Source organism: Flavobacterium sp. TS_SC_5, assembly GCF_056156265.1.
The window spans coordinates 1032523-1054985 of sequence record NZ_CM149588.1; the positions used below are offsets into that span (position 1 = coordinate 1032523).

General features: G+C 34.2%; 17 protein-coding genes and 1 pseudogene. 11 read left to right on the forward strand and 7 right to left on the reverse strand.

Annotation, left to right across the window (positions count from 1 at the left end; translation table 11 throughout):
- Positions 1-65: 65 nt before the first annotated feature.
- The 6 genes from AC0J6S_RS04690 to AC0J6S_RS04715 all read left to right on the forward strand — a co-directional run bounded on the left by AC0J6S_RS04690 (position 66) and on the right by AC0J6S_RS04715 (position 10280).
- Positions 66-3368, forward strand: coding sequence for a hypothetical protein (locus AC0J6S_RS04690; protein WP_474955657.1), 3303 nt, complete (start codon positions 66-68; stop codon positions 3366-3368).
- Positions 3365-3784 (forward strand): rRNA maturation RNase YbeY, encoded by a 420-nt coding sequence (gene ybeY, locus AC0J6S_RS04695; protein ID WP_474955658.1) that lies wholly within the window; start codon positions 3365-3367, stop codon positions 3782-3784. Before AC0J6S_RS04690 ends, ybeY begins: the two co-directional genes overlap by 4 nt.
- Positions 3785-3925: 141 nt before the next feature.
- Positions 3926-5797, forward strand: coding sequence for a tRNA uridine-5-carboxymethylaminomethyl(34) synthesis enzyme MnmG (gene mnmG / locus AC0J6S_RS04700; protein ID WP_474955659.1), 1872 nt, complete (start codon positions 3926-3928; stop codon positions 5795-5797).
- 212 nt (positions 5798-6009) lie between these two features.
- Positions 6010-6858: a class I SAM-dependent methyltransferase gene (locus AC0J6S_RS04705; protein ID WP_474955660.1), complete on the forward strand. Its 849-nt coding sequence runs from the start codon at positions 6010-6012 to the stop codon at positions 6856-6858.
- 244 nt (positions 6859-7102) lie between these two features.
- The gene (locus AC0J6S_RS04710; RefSeq protein WP_474955661.1) at positions 7103-7669 is read left to right on the forward strand and encodes an OmpH/Skp family outer membrane protein; all 567 of its coding nucleotides are present in this window, start codon (positions 7103-7105) and stop codon (positions 7667-7669) included.
- Between the two features lie 343 nt (positions 7670-8012).
- Positions 8013-10280, forward strand: a complete 2268-nt coding sequence (locus tag AC0J6S_RS04715; RefSeq protein WP_474955662.1) for a helix-turn-helix domain-containing protein — start codon at positions 8013-8015, stop codon at positions 10278-10280.
- Positions 10281-10337: 57 nt separating this feature from the next.
- Here AC0J6S_RS04715 and AC0J6S_RS04720 read toward each other — a convergent pair whose 3' ends face one another.
- The gene (locus tag AC0J6S_RS04720; protein ID WP_474955663.1) at positions 10338-11285 is read right to left on the reverse strand and encodes an HU domain-containing protein; all 948 of its coding nucleotides are present in this window, start codon (positions 11283-11285) and stop codon (positions 10338-10340) included.
- Between the two features lie 199 nt (positions 11286-11484).
- Here AC0J6S_RS04720 and dprA point away from each other — a divergent pair, with 199 nt between their 5' ends.
- From dprA to AC0J6S_RS04740, 4 genes are all read left to right on the forward strand, one after another.
- On the forward strand, positions 11485-12585 hold the full coding sequence (gene dprA, locus AC0J6S_RS04725) for a DNA-processing protein DprA (RefSeq protein ID WP_474955664.1): 1101 nt from the start codon (positions 11485-11487) through the stop codon (positions 12583-12585).
- Between the two features lie 188 nt (positions 12586-12773).
- Positions 12774-13547, forward strand: coding sequence for a hypothetical protein (locus AC0J6S_RS04730; protein WP_474955665.1), 774 nt, complete (start codon positions 12774-12776; stop codon positions 13545-13547).
- Positions 13442-14449, forward strand: a complete 1008-nt coding sequence (locus AC0J6S_RS04735) for an SPOR domain-containing protein (RefSeq protein ID WP_474955666.1) — start codon at positions 13442-13444, stop codon at positions 14447-14449. Before AC0J6S_RS04730 ends, AC0J6S_RS04735 begins: the two co-directional genes overlap by 106 nt.
- 967 nt (positions 14450-15416) lie before the next feature.
- A complete protein-coding gene (locus AC0J6S_RS04740) occupies positions 15417-15854 on the forward strand; it encodes a hypothetical protein (protein WP_474955667.1) in 438 nt (145 codons plus the stop codon).
- Between the two features lie 394 nt (positions 15855-16248).
- Here the strand turns inward: AC0J6S_RS04740 and trpS are convergent, their stop codons facing one another.
- Entirely contained in the window at positions 16249-17223 is a 975-nt protein-coding gene (gene trpS / locus AC0J6S_RS04745) for a tryptophan--tRNA ligase (protein ID WP_474955668.1), read from the reverse strand.
- Between the two features lie 258 nt (positions 17224-17481).
- On the opposite strand from trpS, the gene AC0J6S_RS04750 reads away from it, so the two are divergent.
- Positions 17482-18243, forward strand: a complete 762-nt coding sequence (locus AC0J6S_RS04750; protein ID WP_474955669.1) for a lysophospholipid acyltransferase family protein — start codon at positions 17482-17484, stop codon at positions 18241-18243.
- On the opposite strand, the gene AC0J6S_RS04755 is transcribed toward AC0J6S_RS04750, so the two are convergent.
- The 5 genes and pseudogenes from AC0J6S_RS04755 to AC0J6S_RS04775 all read right to left on the reverse strand — a co-directional run bounded on the left by AC0J6S_RS04755 (position 18227) and on the right by AC0J6S_RS04775 (position 22461).
- Entirely contained in the window at positions 18227-19633 is a 1407-nt protein-coding gene (locus AC0J6S_RS04755; protein WP_474955670.1) for a hypothetical protein, read from the reverse strand. The two genes, AC0J6S_RS04750 and AC0J6S_RS04755, sit on opposite strands and share 17 nt — an antisense overlap.
- Positions 19630-20171 (reverse strand): annotated as a pseudogene (locus AC0J6S_RS04760) (RNA polymerase sigma factor). The gene AC0J6S_RS04755 and the pseudogene AC0J6S_RS04760 overlap by 4 nt, the downstream one beginning before the upstream one ends.
- Before the next feature lie 17 nt (positions 20172-20188).
- Entirely contained in the window at positions 20189-20602 is a 414-nt protein-coding gene (locus AC0J6S_RS04765; protein ID WP_474955671.1) for a membrane lipoprotein lipid attachment site-containing protein, read from the reverse strand.
- Between the two features lie 146 nt (positions 20603-20748).
- Positions 20749-21756 carry a recombinase RecA gene (gene recA, locus AC0J6S_RS04770; RefSeq protein ID WP_474956324.1) on the reverse strand — a complete coding sequence of 336 codons (1008 nt, stop codon included), beginning with the start codon at positions 21754-21756 and terminating at the stop codon, positions 20749-20751.
- Positions 21757-21951: 195 nt separating this feature from the next.
- Positions 21952-22461 (reverse strand): acyl-CoA thioesterase, encoded by a 510-nt coding sequence (locus AC0J6S_RS04775; protein ID WP_474955672.1) that lies wholly within the window; start codon positions 22459-22461, stop codon positions 21952-21954.
- Positions 22462-22463 lie beyond the last annotated feature (2 nt).

Below are 22463 nucleotides of genomic sequence, written 5' to 3' on the forward strand. Positions count from 1 at the left end.
ATTTTAGATAATTTCAAGCATATAAATTATTATATTTATTGGTTACAAAAAGCAAAGTATAAATTTTGGAAAATCAGCAATTTATTTATCAGAAATTAGAAGCTTTCATCAGGAAGTTTTACACCAACGAATTGATACGGGGAACTATTTTCTTTGTCGGTTTAGGATTGTTGTATTTGCTTTTTACGCTTTTTGTTGAATATTTTCTTTGGCTTAAGCCAATGGGAAGAACCATTTTATTTTGGACTTTCGTTGGAGTAGAAGTGTATCTGTTGTTCCGTTTTATTTTGTTTCCAATTTTTAAATTATTCAAACTTCAAAAAGGAATCGATTACAATCAGGCTTCGTCAATTATTGGAAATCATTTTACGGAAGTGAGTGACAAACTTACTAACTTTTTACAATTATCAAATCCGAATGAGCATCAAATCAAATCGGAATTATTAGCTGCATCGATTGAACAAAAAGCGAATGCGTTGCAACCAATTCCTTTTGGTAACGCGATAAACTATAATGTTAACAGGAAATATTTCCCTTTGGCTTTGATTCCAATATTGTTATTTGCTTTTTTTTACTTCTCTGGAAACAGCAATATGATTTCTCAAAGTTTGAATAGAGTAGTGCACTTCAATTCGACTTTTTTGCCACCTGCACCATTTAAATTTGTAGTTCTTAATTCTAATTTACAAACTGAACAAGGAAAGGATTTTATTCTTCGAATTAAAACCGAAGGGAAAGTAGCTCCTGAGAATGCGATGATTTTTATTGATGATGAAAGTTATTTTATGGAATCATCTAAAGCGGGAGAGTTTCAATTTAAGATGGCAAAGCCTTCAGAAAATATTTTGTTCCACGTGGAGGGAAATGCTATTTCTTCTCCGGATTATGAATTGAAAGTGATAACTGTTCCATCGATTGCTAATTTTGAAATGCAGTTAAACTTTCCTTCTTATTTGAATAAAAAATCAGAAACTATCAAAGGAACAGGAAATGCTGTTATTCCGGAAGGAACGAGTGTCACTTGGAAAATGAATACACAAGCGACAGAAAATGTAGTGTGGATGGATGGAATCTCGAAAGCTACTTTTTCAAAAACAGAAAACACCTTTGTTTTCTCAAAAAATATAGTTCAAAACACAGATTATCAAATCCTTACTTCAAATGATAAGGTAAAAAACTATGAAAAACTCAATTATCAGCTTACTATTGTCAAAGATCAGTTCCCAACAATCAATGTGAACAATGCACCAGACAGTTTGAAGGTGGCTAAGAATTATGTTTTAGGTCAAATCTCCGATGATTATGGATTGTCTAAACTTCAGATTGTTTATTACGAAAGAGAGAAACCACAAACTGCTAAACGTGGAACAATTTCTATTAAGAAGAGTGCTTTTGATCAATTCGTGTTTTCGTTTCCAAGTAATCTTCCGGTAGAGCAAGGCGTGTCTTATGATTATTATTTTGAAGTTTTTGATAACGATGCAATCCATAATTTCAAAAGTACAAAGTCTTCTGTTTTCTCGAATCGTGTTTCGACAGATGAAGAAAAAGAAGATCAAATTTTGCAGCAGCAAAATGACAATATCAATAGTTTAGAGAAGTCTTTAAAAAATCAGGATAAGCAAATCTCTGAAATGGAGAAGTTGCAAAAAACCGGTAAAGAAAAAGAAAATCTGGATTTCAAAGATCAGCAAAAATTAAATGATTTCATCAAGCGTCAAATGAAACAAGATGAGATGATGAAGGAATTCACTAAAAAAATGAACGATAATTTTGAGCAATTCAAAACCGATAAGAAGGATGAATTAAAAGAAGAGCTTCAAAAACGAATGGACAAAGCGGAAAAGGAATTGGAAAAAAACCAGAAACTTTTAGATGAATTGAAAGAACTAAACGATAAAATTCAGAATGAAGAGTTGTTGACTAAGTTGGATAAATTCAAACAAAACAGTAAAAACCAAACTAAGAATTTAGAGCAATTAGTAGAGTTGACAAAGAGGTTTTATGTAGAAAAGAAAGCGGAACAATTAGGAGACAAATTGGACAAGCTTTCTGAGAAACAAGATAAGTTATCTAGTGATGAAAAGGAAAACAAACTAGACAAGCAAGAAGATATTAATAGTGAGTTTAACAAAATCCAAGAAGATTTAAATGATTTGGATAAAGAAAACAAGGAATTAAAATCACCTTTGGATTTACCTAAAGACGATTCTAAAGAAAAAAGTATTGATGAAGATTTAAAGAAAGCCTCTGAGGAATTGAAGAAGGACAAAAAAGATAAAGCTAAGCCAAATCAAAAAAGCGCATCTAAGAAAATGAAAGAGATGTCGCAAAAAATGTCGCAAACTTTGGAGCAAGGTGAGATGGAACAGTTGGAGGAAGATGTTGCCATGTTAAGACAAATCTTGGACAACCTATTAGCATTTTCTTTATCCCAAGAAGACTTGATGAACCAATTTAAAAAGCATAAATCAGGATCTCCAGCGTTCAATAAAAACATCAAAGTGCAACAGGATTTAAAACAACAGTTCAAGCATGTTGATGATAGTTTGTTTGCGATGTCGTTGCGCAATCCTAAAATTGCGGAGGATATTACTAAAGAAATTGGCAATGTAGTTTACAACGTAGATAAGTCTTTGTCCAGTTTAACAGATGCTCAAGTTCCAAAAGGTTTGTCGCATCAACAATATACCATTTCTGCGGCTAACAAATTAGGAGATTTCCTAAGTGATATGCTTAACAATATGCAAATGCAAATGTCAGGAATGGGTTCTGGTAAACCGAAACCGGGTCAAGGACAAGGAATGCAATTGCCGGATATTATTAAAAAACAAGAAGGTCTTGGCGAGAAAATGAAAGACGGAATAAAGAAAGGCGAGAAGCCTGGTGAAGGTCAAAAGGGACAAAACGGCAAGCAAGGTAAGCCTGGGGAATCAGGTCAAGACGGTGAGGGTGGCGAAGGTGACGCTCAAGCTATAATGGAAATTTATAAAGAGCAAAAACAATTACGTGAAGCATTGCAAAACGAATTGAACAAACAAGGATTGGGTGGAAATGGACAAAGCACTTTGGAACAAATGAAGCAAATTGAAAAACAATTGTTGAATAAAGGTTTTAAGAACGAAACACTTCAAAAGATACTGAATGTAAAACAGGAACTATTGAAATTGAATTCTGCCATTCAGCAACAAGGAGAGGAAAACAAACGCCAATCAGAAACTAATAAAAAGGAGTTTAATAATCAATCTAATGCGCTGCCGGCTGCTTTATTAGATTATTTAAATAGCATAGAAATATTAAATAGACAATCCTTACCTTTGCGCTCGAATTTTAATCAAAAGGTTCAAGAATATTTTAATAAAAAATGATCAATTTTAATTACGAAACCGACTTTATTTTAGACAACGAAGAAGCTACAGCTGCTTGGTTGGGAAATGTTATTACCTCGGAAAACAAGAAAGAAGGAGAGATAAATTATATCTTTTGTGATGATGAGTATCTTCATAAAATTAACATGGAGTATCTCGATCACGATACGTTAACGGATATTATCAGCTTTGATTATTCTATGGGTAATGAATTGCACGGAGACATTTTTGTTTCTATCGAAAGAGTAAAAGATAACGCTACTGATTTTAATGTTTCTTTTGAAGAGGAATTAAAGCGTGTATTGGTTCACGGCATTTTACATTATTGTGGCTACAAGGACAAAGGTGAAGCCGAAGAGCTTTTAATGCGTTCTAAAGAAGATGAAAAAATCGCTATGTTTCACGTGGAACAATAGTGTCTTTCAAATTTTCAAGTCAAAAGTGTTTCACGTGGAACATATAGAGTTGGTTTGAAAATAGGTTCGCAATGTTTCACGTGGAACAAAATATAGATTTCAAAATTACAATCCTGAACAAGGATTAAATTATAAAAGAAGATGTTTTTAAATGAATATGATGTGATAGTGGTGGGTGCTGGCCATGCCGGTTCTGAGGCTGCTGCCGCTGCCGCAAACCTGGGTTCAAAAACCTTATTGGTGACTATGAGCTTGCAGAATATTGCACAGATGTCATGCAACCCAGCGATGGGCGGAATTGCCAAAGGACAAATTGTGCGTGAGATTGATGCGCTCGGAGGGTACTCTGGAATTGTTTCCGACAGAACTGCAATCCAGTTCAAGATGTTGAACAAATCCAAAGGTCCTGCAATGTGGTCGCCACGTGTTCAAAGTGACCGTATGCGTTTTGCTGAGGAGTGGAGAATGATGCTGGAAGGAACTCCTAATCTTGATTTTTATCAAGAAATGGTTAAGGGTTTGATTATTGAAAACGGAAAAATAAAAGGAATTCGAACTTCACTTGGAGTAGAGATTCGATCTAAATCTGTTGTGTTGACCAATGGTACTTTCCTAAATGGTTTGATCCATATTGGAGAAAAACAATTTGGAGGAGGAAGAGCAGGCGAGAGTGCTGCCCACGGAATTACCGAAGATTTAGTTGCCGCAGGTTTTGAATCGGGTCGAATGAAAACGGGAACACCTCCAAGAGTAGATGGACGATCTTTGGATTATTCGAAAATGAACGAGGAAAAAGGAGATGCGAAACCGGATAAATTTTCTTATTCGGATGTAACTTCTCCATTGGTTCATCAAAGATCTTGCCACATGACGTATACGTCTCTTGATGTTCACGATATTTTAAGAGAAGGTTTTGATCGTTCGCCAATGTTTAACGGAAGAATAAAAAGTCTAGGACCAAGATATTGCCCTTCGATCGAAGATAAAATAAATCGTTTTGCAGATAAAGAACGACACCAACTATTTGTGGAGCCGGAAGGATGGAATACGTGCGAGGTATATGTAAATGGTTTCTCTACATCGCTTCCTGAGGATATTCAATTCAAAGCGTTGAGTTCTGTTGCTGGATTTGAGAAGGTGAAATTCTTTCGCCCGGGTTATGCCATCGAGTATGATTATTTTCCGCCAACACAATTGAAACATACGTTAGAAACAAAACTTATTGAAGGATTGTATTTCGCTGGACAAATAAACGGAACTACAGGATATGAAGAAGCGGCTTCTCAAGGATTGATGGCAGGAATAAACGCGCATTTAAAAGTGCATGAAAAAGCGCCGTTAATTTTAAAAAGAGACGAAGCATATATCGGAGTACTTATTGATGATTTAATCACGAAAGGAACAGAAGAGCCATACAGAATGTTTACATCTCGTGCAGAATACAGAACATTGTTGCGTCAGGACAATGCTGATTTCAGATTGACGCCTATGTCACATGAAATAGGCTTAGCTTCAGAAGCGCGTTTGCGCAGAATGGAACACAAATTAAACGAATCTGAAAAGATGGTTGCATTCTTCAAAGAAACCAGCGTTTCGGTGGCGGAAGCAAATCCTATTTTAGAATCAAAAGATACGGCAATGATTACGCAAGGGGATAAAATGTTCAAAGTGTTTTCTCGTCCGCAAATTGATTTGGAAGACATCATGAAATTCGATAAGGTTGCAACTTATGTTGCAGAGAATGATTTGGATCAAGAAATTTTGGAACAAGCCGAAATCCAAGTGAAGTATTCTGGTTATATTGAGAAAGAAAGAAATAACGCAGATAAACTACTTCGATTGGAAGATGTGAAAATTCCTGAGAATTTTGACTATGAGAAAATTAAATCAATGTCGATTGAAGCAAAACAAAAATTAAGTAAGATCCGTCCAGTGACCATTTCTCAAGCATCAAGAATCAGTGGTGTTTCACCAAGTGATGTTTCTGTATTGTTGATTTATATGGGACGATAAGATTTAAGATTGCAGATATTGGATTAACGATTTTTGATTTAAATCTGGAATCAGAAATCGTTAATCTTTATTCTTAAATCAATTTGTTCCACGTGAAACTACGCTGTGAATCCTTGCTATAATTGAACAATCACAAAAATAAATAATTCAGCCCTGAAAGTATCCGTTGGTGTTTTCAGAATTTAGTTTAAATATATAAGCACTATTAATTAATGGACATTTCAAACCAACAGCCTTTTTTAACCGTTAAAGATTATTCTGTTTCTCAGGAAATTTTCGACTTATACCATGACGCAAAATTAGACATGCTGATTACGTCTCCGCAACCCAGTTTAGAAAAGTTGGGAAAATATTACGAAAGCGTTGATTATATTTCGCACACGGATAGTAAACGGTCTTTATTTGAAAAAGCATATCATTTTGTAAAAACTATCGCGCTAAAAAACAAATTGAATTTAATTAATTCATTACAACCGAATAAAGGAAGCATTCTAGACATTGGTGCCGGAACTGGTGATTTTTTATCTGTAGGCAAAGAAAACGGTTGGCATACGATAGGAGTGGAGCCAAGTGAAAAAGCAAAAGCAATTGCAAAAAAGAAAGGAGTTTCTTTTGTTGGACAAACCAGCGAATTAGACAATCATTCTTTTGATGTGATTTCGATGTGGCATGTTTTGGAACACGTTCCTAATTTGGAAAACCAAATCAAAGAACTGAAACGCTTATTAAAACCAGATGGAACTTTAATAATTGCTGTTCCAAATTTCAAATCTTTCGATGCAAAACATTACGGTAAGTTTTGGGCTGCTTATGATGTGCCAATTCATTTTTGGCATTTCTCTAAAACGGCAATAAAAATCCTTTTCGAAAAAGAAGGAATGAAATTGGAAAAAGTGCTTCCTATGAAATTCGATTCTTTTTACGTCAGCTTACTTTCAGAAAAATACAAAACAGGTAAAATGAATTATGCAAAAGCCTTTTTCATCGGTTTACAGTCGAATTGGAAAGCGAAGAAGAATTTCGAGTATTCTTCACATATTTACATCTTAAAAAACAAGTAAAAATCATTTTAAGCGTATTTAAGCGCATTTTTTGGCTAAATCGAATGTTATTATTGAATTTTAAAAGTATTTCTTTTAATTAATAGATATGAAGTCCATTTTTAATAGTCATAAATTATACATTCATTAATCACAATAATAAAATCTTATATCATAAAAAAGTAGCATTTTGTAAACTTTATGTCAATACTACCTATTTTTTTATATTTTTGTCACCAATACTCAAAACTAGAAATTCATCAAAATGAAAAAAGCATTAGTAATTATCGCATTATCAATTTCAATTGTTGCTTGTAACAAACCAGCGGAAGCAGTTAAGGAAGTAAAAACAGCTTATGTTGACACCTCGGAATTAATGAAACAATACACAGAGGCGAAAGACCTTGAAGCGAAATATAAAACAAAAGCAGAGGAAAAAGGAAGACAACTAGAAGCTGAAATTAATCGTTTCAAACAAGAAGCTGCTAGTTTTCAAGCTCAAGCACAAGCAAATGGCCAAGCATGGGCACAACAAAAAGGTGCTGAATTGCAAAAGAAAGAGCAGCAATTAGGTTATGCGCAACAAGCGTTGTCTCAAGAATTGCAGCAAGAAAGCGGAAAAGAAATGGATTCTTTAGTAAGCGGCGTGAAAAAATTTATCAAAGCCTACGGTAAGGAAAAAGGATATGCATACATCTACGGTACAGGGGATGCAGCTTCAATTCTTTACGCTGAGGACAAATTTGATATCACAAAAGAAATCATCAAAGGTTTGAACGACAAATACAAAGCACCTGCTAAAACGGAAGAAAAAGCAGAAGCTAAAAAATAATTTTTTTACTATTAATTCAAAAAATTGCCTTCGTCTATAATTAGATTGGAGGCATTTTTTTTGAAGCTATTTCGCGCTAGCCGCTGTAAACGAAGTTCACTGAACTCCAATTAAAATAAAAGTATAGTGAAGTAATCTCTCGTTTAGCAAGTGTTTTTTCTTACCCATAAAAGGAGCTTCCGTTGGTAGCTCTTTTCCGGTCAGAAAAAAATCACTTTCTAAAGTTCGAGGATTTCCGCTACTATCGGGGCTAAAAAGATTGGAATTACTAACATAAAATGTTTTCAAATATTAAAATAGTATTATTAATTTTAAATACTTTAGCTTAATATATACACGCCTCATGCAAACGATTTCAGAAGCCGCCGCTTACACCTTAAGATTCATTAACCAAACTCAACGATCCGTTTTTCTGACTGGGAAAGCAGGAACGGGAAAAACCACCCTTTTACGGGAGATTATACAAACCACGCATAAGAACACAGTGGTTGTGGCACCAACGGGAATTGCCGCGCTAAATGCCGGTGGTGTAACGATTCATTCTATGTTCCAGCTGCCGTTTGGCGGATTTATTCCGGATAATTCATCACCTCAATTTTCCGAAAGTACTAAATTTGAAACAAAAGCAACCTTACGCAGACATTTCAAAATGAGCGGTTTAAAGAAATCTGTGATTCGCAATATGGAATTGTTGATTATAGATGAAGTGAGTATGCTTCGGGCTGATTTACTTGATGCTATGGATTATATGATGCAAACGGTACGCAAGAAAAGTACTGCTTTTGGTGGTGTTCAAGTTTTGTACATTGGAGATTTGTTGCAGTTGCCACCGGTAATTCGGGATGAAGAATGGCGTACGCTGAAAACGTATTACAAAGGAAAGTTCTTTTTCCACTCGCACGTCGTGCAGCAAAATCCACCGCTATACATTGAATTATCTAAGATTTTTCGCCAGACAGATGATACATTTATTTCAGTTTTGAATAATCTGCGCAACAACCAAATTTCCCAGCAGGACATTCAAACCTTAAACCAATACGTAAAACCCGATTTTGATTTAAAGGCAAATAAAGGGTACATCACATTAACGACGCACAATAACAAAGCCGATTCTATGAATGCGCAGGCTTTGGAAGACTTAGAAGGGAAGTTAGTGGTTTATAATCCTGAAATAACAGGAGATTTTCCAGATAAGATTTTTCCCGTGGAACAACAACTGCAGTTGAAAGTGGGTGCTCAAATCATGTTTGTAAAAAACGATTTATCATTTGATAAGCATTATTTCAACGGAAAGATGGGTGTTATAAAATCCCTTGCAGGTAAGGAAATTCTGATTCACTTTCCAGAAGAAAACAAAACCATAGAAGTCGAAAAATACGAATGGCAAAACATCCGCTATAAAGTAGATCAAACCACTAAAGAAATTGAAGAAGAAGTTTTGGGAACTTTTGTGCACTATCCCATCAAATTGGCGTGGGCAATTACAGTTCACAAAAGTCAGGGATTGACATTTGATAAAGCGGCGCTCGATGTTTCGCAAGTTTTCCTTCCAGGACAGGCATATGTTGCATTATCGCGTTTACGTTCGCTAGAAGGGCTTATTTTACTTTCTCCACTGCGCATGAACGGCATTTCAAACGATCAGGATGTGATGAATTATTCCTTGAACAAAGCTTCGGATTCGTTTTTAGAGAATGCGTTGCATTTTGAAACTAAAAATTTTATCCATAACTATCTGATAAACACATTTGATTGGAGTGATTTGGCTCAGGAATGGCGCAATCATAAATTCAGTTACAATGAAAAATCAGAAATATCGGAGAAATCCAAACATGCCGTTTGGGCCAAAAAGCAAACGGAAGTCATCGAACAGCTTTTGGATCCATCCAAAAAATTCATATCTCAATTGAATAAACTTTTTGGCCAGGAAACTGTTGATTTGAATCATATTTCGGAGCGTATTCAAGCCGCTCTCAGTTATTTTTATAAACCAATGGACGATTTGGTTTTTGAAATCCTTTGGAAAATTGAAGAAGTAAAACGCATCAAAAAAGTAAAAGCGTTTTACGATGAATTAATCGTGCTGGAAGAGTTGCAAACCAAAGCCGTTCTGCGCTTAATGAAGGCCAAATTATTGATTGAAACCGTTGTTGCGGGCGAAACTATTTCTAAAGAGAAATTGACATCTTCAGACATTAAAAATTACATCAGCCGTAAAACGGAAGCCATACAAAATCAGTTCAAGGAATTAAACATTACACTGATTGAAGACGATCGGGACGTGGAACGTTACAGTGCGAAGAAATCCAAAACAGCAGTGCCTAAAAAATCAACGATTCAGGAAACCTATGAATTGTGGGTAGAAAAGAAATCAATCACGGATATTGCGACCATCAGAGTGCTGACGAAACAAACGATTTACTCGCATTTTGTGAAGTTGATACAAACCAAAGCGGTATCAATTTCGGAAGTTTTACCGGAGGATAAAATGCAGGATTTAGCAACCGCTTTTGCTGGATATAAAGAAGAATCACTGAATACATTGATGGATAAACATGGACAGAAATTTTCTTGGGAAGAGGCAAGAATGTATAAAGCAAGTTTGAATTAAAAACTGGAAAGTGTTAAAACTAAAAAACCCTATTCGGTGAGAATAGGGTTTCTGTTTTTATAGTGATTGAATCAATATCCAAGCCTCTGGATTGTGCTTTTCATTGATTTCTTTTTTAGCTTTTTCTGCTTCAGCAAATGTGGCGTAACTTCCATACAAAACTGGAAAAAAACCGTTTTTATTGGGAGCGATCCGTTTGGCATCATATCCTAGGCGATTTAAAATTCGCAACGTTTTGTTTGCATTTTTCTCTTCTCGGTACACTCCAGCCATAATGTGATACGGCATTTTCATTTCCTTGTCGGACTTTAAAGAAAGTGTCACGGCAGGAACTGGACTTTCGATGAAGAAAGTAGCTTCCTGAATTTTACTTTGAACTTGTTTTTGAACAGCAGTTTCAACAAGTATTGTTTCTGAGGCGATTTGGTTTTGATACATGGGATAACCAACACTTCCTGCAAGTCCTAATCCTAACACAAAAATAGCGGCGTATTTTAAATATGGATTTACTGTTCTGGTTTGTTCAGGAACCATTGTGATGGTTGCTTTTTCTTCAATTGCTTCCACTTCTTTTTCGAAGATTGCTCTTTTAACGAGTGGTGAAACAAAAGGAGTCAAACCAAAAGAACTGGTTAAATAATTCGTTTGATCGTAAGGCGTGAAAACAATGTTTTTATCTGAGTTCAAACGAAGATCACCTACATTTTTTATTGATATAAGTTCGTTTTCTTCAAATGCTTTTTTCCAATTAAATACCTCGTATTGAATTTTACTTACGGCATATTCATAAGAAGTTTTTTCTGCTAAAGCGATATGATTGGCTAATAAACCATCATTGTTTTTCAGATTTGCATTGAAAGCAATCATTTTTTTGGGTGGAGAAAATGAATTTGTACTTTCGTTTAGTTTTGCCGATTGGATTTCAGTCAAAAATGCTCCAAATCCAGGAACGGTAACACATTGATAACGGTATAAAAGCTGCGCGATGTATTGTTCGATTTTCATACTTACAAAGTTATACAACCAAAATAGTTATCAAAATTTTATTCACAATTTTTATTAACAATCCGCATAAAAATTTATACATTTCACTCTCAAATAATTAGCATGAAATAGCCATGTTTAATCGTAATACAAATACAAATAAAGATTTTTTTAAACTGGCGTATTCCATATTCCAATAAAAAACAAGCATTATCTACATATGAAAGAGCAGGATTTATTTTATTTATTGGCATTGCAAAGAATAGAAGGTGTGGGCGACATAATGGCTAAAAAACTGCTGACTCATTTTGGAACTGCAGAAGCCGTTTTTAATACAAAAGCATCGCAACTTACTGCTATTGATGGAGTAGGGTCTGTTTTGTTGAAAAATTTAAAAGACAAATCCGTTTTCGAAAAAGCAAATCAAGAACTGGAGTTTATAAAAACAAATGAAATCAATGCGGTTTATTTCCAAGAAGAAGACTATCCCGAACGTTTGAAACATTGTATTGACGGACCACTTTTATTATTCACATCGGGAAACATTAATTTAAAAAACAGAAAAATAATCAGTATTGTAGGAACGCGCCAAATTACCTCCTATGGAATTGAATTTTGCCGAAAACTGATTGAAGATTTGGCTCCTCTTGATCCTATAATCGTGAGTGGTTTTGCTTACGGCGTTGATATTGTTGCGCACCAACTGGCGATGGAACATAATTTACAGACGATAGGCGTGGTGGCGCATGGTTTGAACCAAATTTACCCAAAAACCCATAAAAAATATGTTTCGAAAGTGGAGCAGAATGGAGGTTTTATGACCGAGTTTTGGAGTTCTTCCAATCCTGATAAAGAAAATTTCGTTAAAAGAAACAGAATCGTTGCGGGAATGTCCGAAGCGACCATCGTTATTGAATCAGCAGATAGAGGAGGCTCATTAATCACGGCAAATATGGCCAATGATTACAACCGTGATGTTTTTGCCGTTCCGGGGCGTGTTACGGATAAGTACAGTCAGGGTTGCAACAATCTAATAAAAACTCAAAAAGCAAATGTCTTGACCAGTGCTGCTGATTTGATTTATATTTTGAATTGGGATATTCAAAAAGAATCCAAACCCGTACAGAAACAACTCTTTGTTTCTTTGGATGATGACGAGCAAAAAGTATACGATTACCTCCTGAAAACCGGGAAAGAACTTATGGATATTATAGCTTTGCGCTGTGACTTTCCTATTTATAAAATCTCAGGAATGTTGTTGAATATGGAGTTGAAAGGCGTGATTCGGCCTTTACCGGGAAAATTGTTTGAGGCGATTTGATCGCAATGTTATCAACAGTACTAACTTAAAAATGTTGATAACAACCAAAAAATCAAAATCACTAAACATTTTAAATAAACTTATTAACAAAAATCCAGTGTTTATTAAGAAATAATTATTACTATTGTAAAATTATTAATATATTTCAATAATTTTTGATTGGTAATACAAAATTAAATTTGTTTCAAATGAATAAAAAATTTATTCCCCTTCTACTATTTTTTTTTATTTCTACTGAAATATTTAGCCAAGTAGCTGTGCCTTTTTCGGTGCGTCGTCAAATGTATGTCAAAGGTGATATGACAATGATTGCCAATAACATTGTTAATAGACAAGAATTTTTGAACAGCCCAAATACTCCCTACAATAAAATAGATTCAAAAACAAAATTAAATGATGAGTTTGATATGCAGTATATTGACATTGATACTGATAAAACAACATTTTCATCTAGTAGTGCAAAATTAATTTTAGATAAACCAGAGCAAAAAAAAATACTTTATGCTGGATTATACTGGTCAGCAACTTATACAACCAAGAGTTCTAAAAGAACTGGAATTAATATTTTTACAGCAAGCGATACCACAAGAGAATCTTTTGATAAAATCAAGATTAAGTTACCTAATGAAAATCAATATAATGAAGTTCATGGAAATTTAATTTTTGATGGAGTGAAGGATTCTAATTTTAGTGAAAGTGCACCTTATGCGATGTACGCTGATATTACAGAATTAGTAAAAAAATCAAGTTCACCACTAGGAATGTACACCGTTGCAAATATTAAATCAACGGTTGGTGTGCTAAGTGGCGGTATTCTGCAGGGTGGTCAATATTTTTTATCTACGAAGATACAAGCATGTCTGGTAAATTTATTACCACTTATGACGGGTTTTCAGGAGTTACAAAGACGCCAGTTGATATTAATTTTTCAGGATTTCAAACCTTACCTGTTGGTAAGATAAACGCTAAAGTAGCATGTGCTGCCTTAGAGGGGGATTTTAACCTTGGAGGCGATCAGCTTTCCTTTAAATCTGACAATGCATTAGACTTTACTAAATTATCGGATACAAATAGAGATAAAGTGAATATCTTCAATAGTTCAATTACATTAGATGATAATAATTTTTCTGATAGGGTTCCTAATAGTAAGAATACATTGGGCTATGATTCATTTATTATGTCCATTCAAAATCCAAATAATTCTGTTATTGAGAATAATGTAAATGGAGCTACTCTTAACTTTAAAACATTCGGAGACCGTTATTTTGTTTTCTTTAACGCTTTTATTGTTGAAGTTACCCCTCCTATTCAAGTAATTTCTCCTGAAGAGTTAAACCAAGAAAAAGAATTTTATGTTGAAGCGAATCAAAAAGTGCATAATGTAGAATTGAATTTAAGCGAAAAAGAAATTGCAGTTGTTCAACAAGCAAAAGGTGTTGAAACAGTTAATGTAGCTCCAAAAAATGATTTTGTCAAAAGTGAAAATAGTGCGGAAGTTAAAATTTCATCAAAAACTATAAACAACAGTTTAAGTAAAAAAACTGTTGTTTACAGTAAAAAATCAATAAAACATAGAAATAATTTAAAAAGAGCCTCATTCAAAAAAGATTATTATTTAGTAGCGGGTGTATTTCAAAGGCCTTCTAATGCTACTAAATTTATGAAAAAATTAAAAAGAAAAGGTGTTCAAGCTTATTACTTTGTTAATCCAAAGAATAACCTTAGATATGTTTATGTTAGCAAAAATAAAACCTATAAATCAGCCTTAAATTTATATGCTAGTAAGGTGAACGGAAAATATAAACAAGAAATTTGGATTTTAGGCGTTAAAAAACAAACCAATAGTTCCTTAGTTGAAATATGAGTCCAATATTTTAATAATAATCTCATTAACATACTTTTTAATAAAATCTCTTTAATAAAAGCAACTTTTATTAAAGAGATTTTCTATTTTTATTAATAATTAAAGAACTTCAAATCCCAGTTTCTCTTCCACTCTTCCTAAAACCCCGATAGCGTGGTTTTGCAATCCGTGCCCAATCCAATTGTCAGTCTCATTCTTTTTTTCTCATGTTGTCTATTTACTATGTATGCACGGATTGAAAATCCGCCTTTACTTTGTATTAGATAAAAAACACTAAATTTATTCAAAGGAAAACAGAGGTGAACTAACAAATCCGCTTTGCAAGCGCTACGGTTTGTCTAGACCTAACAGGTTTTTAAAAACAGGTAGGCCTAAGCCATATACAACATAAGATTTTGCAAACCGTGCCCACACTAATAGGCAACTCAAATAAATCTGCAATAATTCATTTAAAACAACTTGAAAGTTTCAAAAAATAAATCTTCTTTCTTTCAAGAAAAGCTATAACTTCTTAAAGAATATAGCTCTTTGACTTGTCTTGCTTGCTCAACTTTATGGGTACGAAACGCAATTCCGCGCTACCTTAAATAGAGACATATCCGAGCGATGAGGCTATGTGTCTACTATCAAAAACCACATTAAATCCATTTCAAACACAATGAACTACCATAGACATTGACACCTAGTTAATCTAAAGAAGGCTCTTTGAAACCGCCTAAATGAAAATATACATTATTAAGCCTATTAAACTTTTTGTAAAAAAGGAATAATGAAAAAACACTCACTTTAGGAAGATGAAATTATCAAATTGAAAATCATTTTTTCTTATCGAAATGAAATTTATAAAATTTTATTTTATATTTGAACGGTGTAAAAAATATCTTCTTTAGATATATTGATGATTTTTTTCGGTTTAAAAAGTAGTCCTGAAACATTTTGGTTCTTTAACATTATAAAGGAAATACTTATGAAAAAGCATTTTAATTTTCTCTCCTTATTTTTATTTATTACAATAGTTACATCATGTTCTAATAATGATGAATCAGAAACTATACTAGAAAATCCAAAAAGTGTTACTGATTGCGGATTTACCATTGGAACCGATAATTCAGTTTTTATATGTGTAGATGGAACTGATGATGCCTTACCAAATGAAATCATAAAATTTGCATCATCATTTTATTCCAAAAATGATAAACCATCTGACGCTCAATTTTTTTGGACTGTAGAATCTGGTAATATGGAAATTTTAAAAGTAGAAAATTCAATCGATGGTTCAATAGCGAAATCAATTGTAACAGTAAAATTTAATTCTAACTTTAATGGTAAAGGAAAACTAGGAATTACAGCTAAAAGTAAAACTGCTTCTGGAATAACTGAACATTTTGTAGAATTAGGAAAATAACTTCCACTCCAGTGGCGCTCGTTTTCAACGAGTGGCTACTTACCTTATACAAAAACATAGCGTTTACAATGCGGCTTTCTAAAGTAGGAGTATTGTGAAAACACCCACTAGCGCTCGTTCAATGTGGTTAAGTTGAAAGATTTTATTGTCATTTCTTTCAACTGTATAAATCACATAAAGTGAGCAACTAATGAGATTCCTCCTTCGTCGGAATTACAAAATCGAGTTCATCTTTTTTTAACGTAATGTCATTGAGCACTCTTTTACGTGCGCTATTAGGTAAAAAGCCATTACCAGGGAAATTGTTTGAGACGAAGTAAAACAAAAATAACCTCAGATTCGAGGATTAGGGTAATTTTTAATCTGCGAATCTGAGGTTATCTTAGAAATGTAATTATATTTCGAATCCTAGTTTTTCGCGCACTTTTGCTAGAACTCCATTAGCAACAGCAGTAGCTTTTTCGGCACCTTTCTTGAGTAAAGCATCAACTTCAGGAAGGTTGTTCATGTAATACTTGTATTTTTCTCTTTCGGTTTTGAAAGTTTCGCAAATTAACTCAAACAATGCTTGCTTCGCATGACCATAACCATAATTTCCACCAAGGTAATTGGTTTTCATTGCCGCAATTTGTTCTTCATTTGCTAATAAAGAATAAATAGCAAATGCATTACAAGTTTCAGGATTTTTAGGGTCTTCCAGCGGCGTGCTGTCGGTTTCAATACTCATCACTTGTTTGCGTAACGCTTTGTCATCTAGAAAAATATTGATAATATTATTCGCTGATTTGCTCATTTTTCCGCCATTAGTTCCTGGAATCAACATGCTGTCTTCCTGAATTTTGGCTTCGGGAAGTACAAACGTTTCTCCCATTTGGTGGTTAAAACGCGAGGCTACATCACGAGTGATTTCAACGTGTTGCAATTGGTCTTTCCCTACAGGTACTAATTCTGCGTCGTATAATAAGATATCGGCAGCCATCAGCATTGGATACGAAAACAAACCAGCGTTTACATCTTCCAGTCTATCGGCTTTGTCTTTGAAAGAATGCGCTAATGTCAAGCGTTGAAAAGGAAAAAAACAACTCAAATACCAAGATAATTCCGCTGTTTGCGGCACATCTGACTGTCTGTAGAAAACTACTTTATCCACATTCAAACCACAGGCTAGCCAAGCTGCAGCGGTACTGTAGGTATTGGTTCGTAAGGTTTCACCATTTTTTATTTGCGTTATCGAATGCAAATCGGCAATGAAAAGAAACGATTCGTTTTCAGGTTTATTTGATAATGCTATTGCGGGAATGATTGCGCCAAGTAAGTTTCCTAAATGCGGTGTTCCAGTACTTTGAACGCCTGTAAGTATTTTTGCCATTATTTATTTTTTCTTGACCGCAAAGTTCGCAAAGTTTTTTATTTTTTATCGCAAATTTGCAAATTATAAAAATGAACTTCTCTAAATCATATATCTAATTTATTTTCACCAAATAAGTCGTTTAAATCTTTATTGTGTTGATGGTTAAAAGAGCAATTTATAATTGACCAGTAAATTATAAACTAAGATGACTCATGTGTTAAAAGAGTAATAATATTTTTTGAGCATCATAACATCTGATTTCTTACTTTTGAACCTATGAGAGGAATAAAAATTGTTTTTTGGGTTTTGTGGCGCATCTGGTTTTACATTTTGATGACTATTCCCATAGTGGTAATGTTTCCTTTTCTGGTATTGTCTATTTTGACGGAAAGCGGCTATCCTTATTTTTTTAAAATGGCGCGCATCTGGGCAAAATTCATTCTTTTTGGAATGGGATTTTATTACAAAATTGATAAAATACAAGATATGGAATTCCAAAAAAGTTACATGATTGTTGCCAATCATACTTCTATGGTCGATATTATGCTGATGCTCGCCTTGACTAGAAATCCGTTTGTTTTTGTAGGAAAACAAGAATTATCAAAAATTCCTTTGTTTGGATTTTTCTATAAAAGAACCTGCATTTTGGTTGATAGAAATTCTTCAAAAAGCAGACTGGAAGTCTTTAACCGCGCTCAAAAAAGAATCAATCAAGGATTAAGCATTTGTATTTTCCCCGAAGGCGGTGTTCCGGATGATGAATCCGTAGTTTTGGATACTTTTAAAGATGGTGCTTTTCGTTTGGCAATAGAACATGAAATTCCTATTGTCCCTATTACTTTTGCCGATAATAAAAAAAGATTCTCCTATACTTTTTTTAGCGGAAGCCCGGGAATTATGCGTGTCAAAATGCATTCTCACATAGAGACTTCAGGAAAAAAAGGTGTTGATCGCAAGGAAGTTCGCGAGGAAGTTCGTGAAATAATATACAATCAACTTATAGCTTTTGATGCTGATGTCATTAAAAACTGTAACTGATTCCAGAATATAACCCAACGAAGATGGGTTTGAAGTTACCTGAATTGCTTGAAAACGTGTTCATCTGGTATTTCAGCATGGGTTCAAAATTTATTTTAAATGATTTCATGATTTGGTATTGAAAACCAACGCCAACATTAGTGCTGAAATTAATTTGATTCAAATTACGTGCCTCTCCTAATGTAATTTTAGTTTCAGAGGAAACTAGCGAAATTTTATTCTGGTTAAGAAATAATGTACTTACACCGCCAATAAGGTTAATTCCAAATTTTTTATCCAAAATAGCGTAGGAAACCTCTAGTGGAACTTCATAGTACCCCATTTTTTGATTGATAGTTCCTGTAGTTGTTTTTTGTAAGTTGATTTCAAATAGGGACAACATATTCAAATTCGATTCGTTTTTAATCTCTATTAACGAAGTTGACGTATATTTAATATTCGCCAGGTTATTATTTGCCAGTCCTGTCGAGTACATTACGTTATTCGTATTATATCCCAGCGAGAGCTTGTTAATTCCGCTTCGTAAGGTCACTTTTTTAGAAACAGCATAATTTACCCCAACACCAAAACTTAAGCTGTTATCGGTCGTTTTTTGATTTTCTGAAAAATTTGGGTCAATAGCGGAACCTCCTGAATTCGAATTCAAATATACATCAGCAACATTTGGAGTAATTTGCCACTTGTTTTTTGAACTAAGAACAACAACTTCTTCTTTTCCTTCTTTTTTCTTTTTAAGGATTTCTTCTAATTCGTTTGGCGATTCAACTGTATTTAATGACTGTTCTTTAGCATCTGTCGCAGCAATTTTAGTGTTTTCAGTCTCGTTTAAACGTTTTTTTTCCAAGGTTTGATCTGATGCATTATTCGTTTCAGCGATAATCACTTTAGTCGAAAGTTCCGTGCTGTTTGTTGTTTCTTGTTTTACCGAAGGATGATTTTTTTGTAAATAAACAACAGCATTAGCTTGAGTTTTCTTCTTTTTCGAATGGATCTCAGGTTGATTTTTGGATGTAGATTCTTTTCCATCTTTTTGTTCCGTTTTAGTATTGTTTATAACAACTGAACTAGCATTTTTAATTTCTAATGGGTTACTTTTCTTTTCAATAATAGAATCCCTACTTTCCGAAGAACTTTTTAAAATTTCTGGCGATACAACAATACCGTTTTGACTATCTGGCTTGTTATTCAAAAGACTGTTCAAAGCAAATAAACCCAATAAGAAAGCGGCTGCAATCCCCGGGAATTTTATCCAAAACGGAATTACTTTTCGCTCTTTCTCCTCTTTTTTTAATTCAGTTTGGATATTTTCCCAAACTTGTTCATTGGGAGACATTTCAAAATCTTTGAATCGTTCTTGAAAAAACCGGTCTATATTTTTTTTATCGTTCATTTTGCCAATGACTTTATTTCGATTCTTGTATATGCTTCTATTTTCTCTTTTAATATCATCCGAGCTCTGGCAAGATTTGATTTTGTTGTTCCTGTAGTAATGGTAAGCATTTCTGCTATTTCTTTATGGGAATAATCATCAAGAACATAGAGATTAAAAACCAATCGGTATTGATTGGGTAATTCTTGAATAATTTGCATCAAATAGTCAATAGAAATATTCTCGTCTTCAATTTCGACTTCTTCCTCAGGAATATTGTCATTTATAATCTCCATGAACCGAATTCCTTTGTACTTCTGAAGCGCATTGTTGATCATTATTCTTTTCGCCAGCCTTCAAAAGACCCTTTGCCGCTAAACTGTTCGATTTTTTTGAAGATGATTAAAAATCCATCCTGTAAGTTGTCTTGGGCATCCGCATAACTACTGGAATACTTTAAACATACCCCAAAAAACTTTTTAGAAAACAACTGGTACAATTGTTCCTGAGCTTTAGGGTAATTTCTTTTACAGTCCGCAATTATCTGGTCTAATCCCACAGAATTTATACTATTCGTTAGTTGACTACAGGAACTTCCACTTCCTCAAAAAGGTTTTTTCCATCAGTATCTTTTCCTTTGTAAAATTTAAAAATATAGGAACCGGTATTGGTTACATAAAAGTTAAAAGAAACCTCGGATGGTGCTGGAATTTGTTGTGTACACACTTGATTAGTATTCACTGCCGTTTGAATTCCTATGGTTCTTATATTTAAATTTTTATCATAGTATATCCCTTGGAAAAAATGGCATTCGGAAGGTCTTGTGTACTTTAATTTTATCTCGTAGGTGTTTCCCAATATGAATTTTTCGGGTAATGTATAGCTATCTACAGGCAGCACTTCAAAGCTATAAGAATCTTGATTATCATTATCAATTGAACATCCGGTCAATGTTGTAATGAGCAGAATAAAAAGCACAATTTTTTTCATTTCTTAATTTTTTAAATTTAAACAATTCAGCAGCTTCTTAATTGAATTCTAAGCTGTTTTCTAAAAGATAAAAATTTCAACAAAAGGTTGCGTGTAAAAATGAAAAAACCCGTCTGACTTTTTAGGTACGAGACGGGTTTTAGTATTTATGCTTCTGCTAGTTCTTTTATTCTAGCTTTAATTTTTTCTTCTAATTCATCCGCTAATTCCGGATTGTCTTTGATCAAAGACTTAACAGCATCACGACCCTGTCCCAATTTGGTTTCACCATAACTAAACCAAGATCCTGCTTTCTTGATAATTTCAAATTCAACGGCAAGATCTAAAATCTCTCCTGTTTTTGAAATTCCTTCACCATACATGATATCAAATTCAGCGATTTTAAATGGTGGAGCCACTTTGTTTTTCACCACTTTTACTTTGGTTCTGTTTCCAAGGACGTTATCACCATCTTTAATTTGTGTAGAACGACGGATATCTAAACGTACCGATGCGTAAAATTTCAATGCATTTCCACCGGTTGTAGTTTCTGGATTTCCAAACATTACTCCAATTTTCTCTCTTAATTGGTTAATAAAGAAAACAGTACAATTTGTTTTACTGATGGTTCCTGTCAATTTACGCAGTGCTTGAGACATCAAACGGGCGTGTAATCCCATTTTAGAATCTCCCATTTCACCTTCAATTTCACTTTTAGGAGTCAATGCAGCAACCGAGTCAATTACAACAATATCAATTGCGCCGGAACGAATTAAGTTCTCTGCAATTTCTAAAGCTTGTTCTCCGTTGTCTGGTTGTGATATGATTAAGTTTTCGATATCTACGCCTAATTTCTCTGCATAATTTCTGTCGAAAGCATGTTCTGCATCAATAAAAGCGGCAATTCCACCTGCTTTTTGAGCTTCAGCAATAGCGTGAAGTGTCAATGTGGTTTTTCCAGATGATTCCGGACCGTATATTTCAATAATTCTTCCTCTTGGATAACCGCCAACTCCTAATGCTAAATCGATTCCTAAAGACCCTGAAGAAATAGTTTCTACTTCCACAATGGCTTTGTCGCCCATTTTCATTACTGTTCCTTTTCCGTAAGTTTTGTCTAGTTTGTCAAGCGTAAGTTGTAGCGCTTTTAATTTAGATTCTTTTTCTGTACTCATCTTCTCTTTTACCTTTTCTTTCATCTATTTGTATTGTTTTATAACGGTAAGAAACTGACAGGATGACTAATTATCCTGTAATTTCATTTGTAAACTAAACATTTGTTTTGTAAAAATACTTCTTTTTTTAATTAAAAATTTCTCTTTCAAGAATATTTTAAATCTATATTAAAAATTACAAGTCAATTATGCGTATTAAGTGAACAATGCTTTTAATTCGGTAGCATCGTGTGGGTTCATTTTACCCGCCAAAACTAAACTCAGCTGTTTGCGTCGCAATGCGGCTTCAAAACGTTGTTTTTCCAATTCTGTTTCCGGAACAATTTGGGGAACTTCAACCGGTCTTCCGGTATCATCCACAGCTACAAAAGTATAAATAGCTTCATTGGCTTTTGTTTTATTACCGGATTCTCGGTCTTCAACCCAAATGTCAATGTATATTTCCATTGAACTTTTGAAAGCTCGGGAAACTTTTGCTTCCACAGTAACGACACTTCCCAGCGGAATGGCTCTGTTGAACGCAACGTGATTTACGGATGCTGTCACCACAATTCTTCTGGAATGTCTGCGTGCTGCAATACTTGCTGCGCGATCCATACGGGCTAATAATTCACCACCAAAAAGATTGTTCAAAGGATTGGTCTCACTTGGTAAAACCAAATCTGTTAATATAGTCAGGGATTCTGAAGGATGTTTTGGTGTCATTT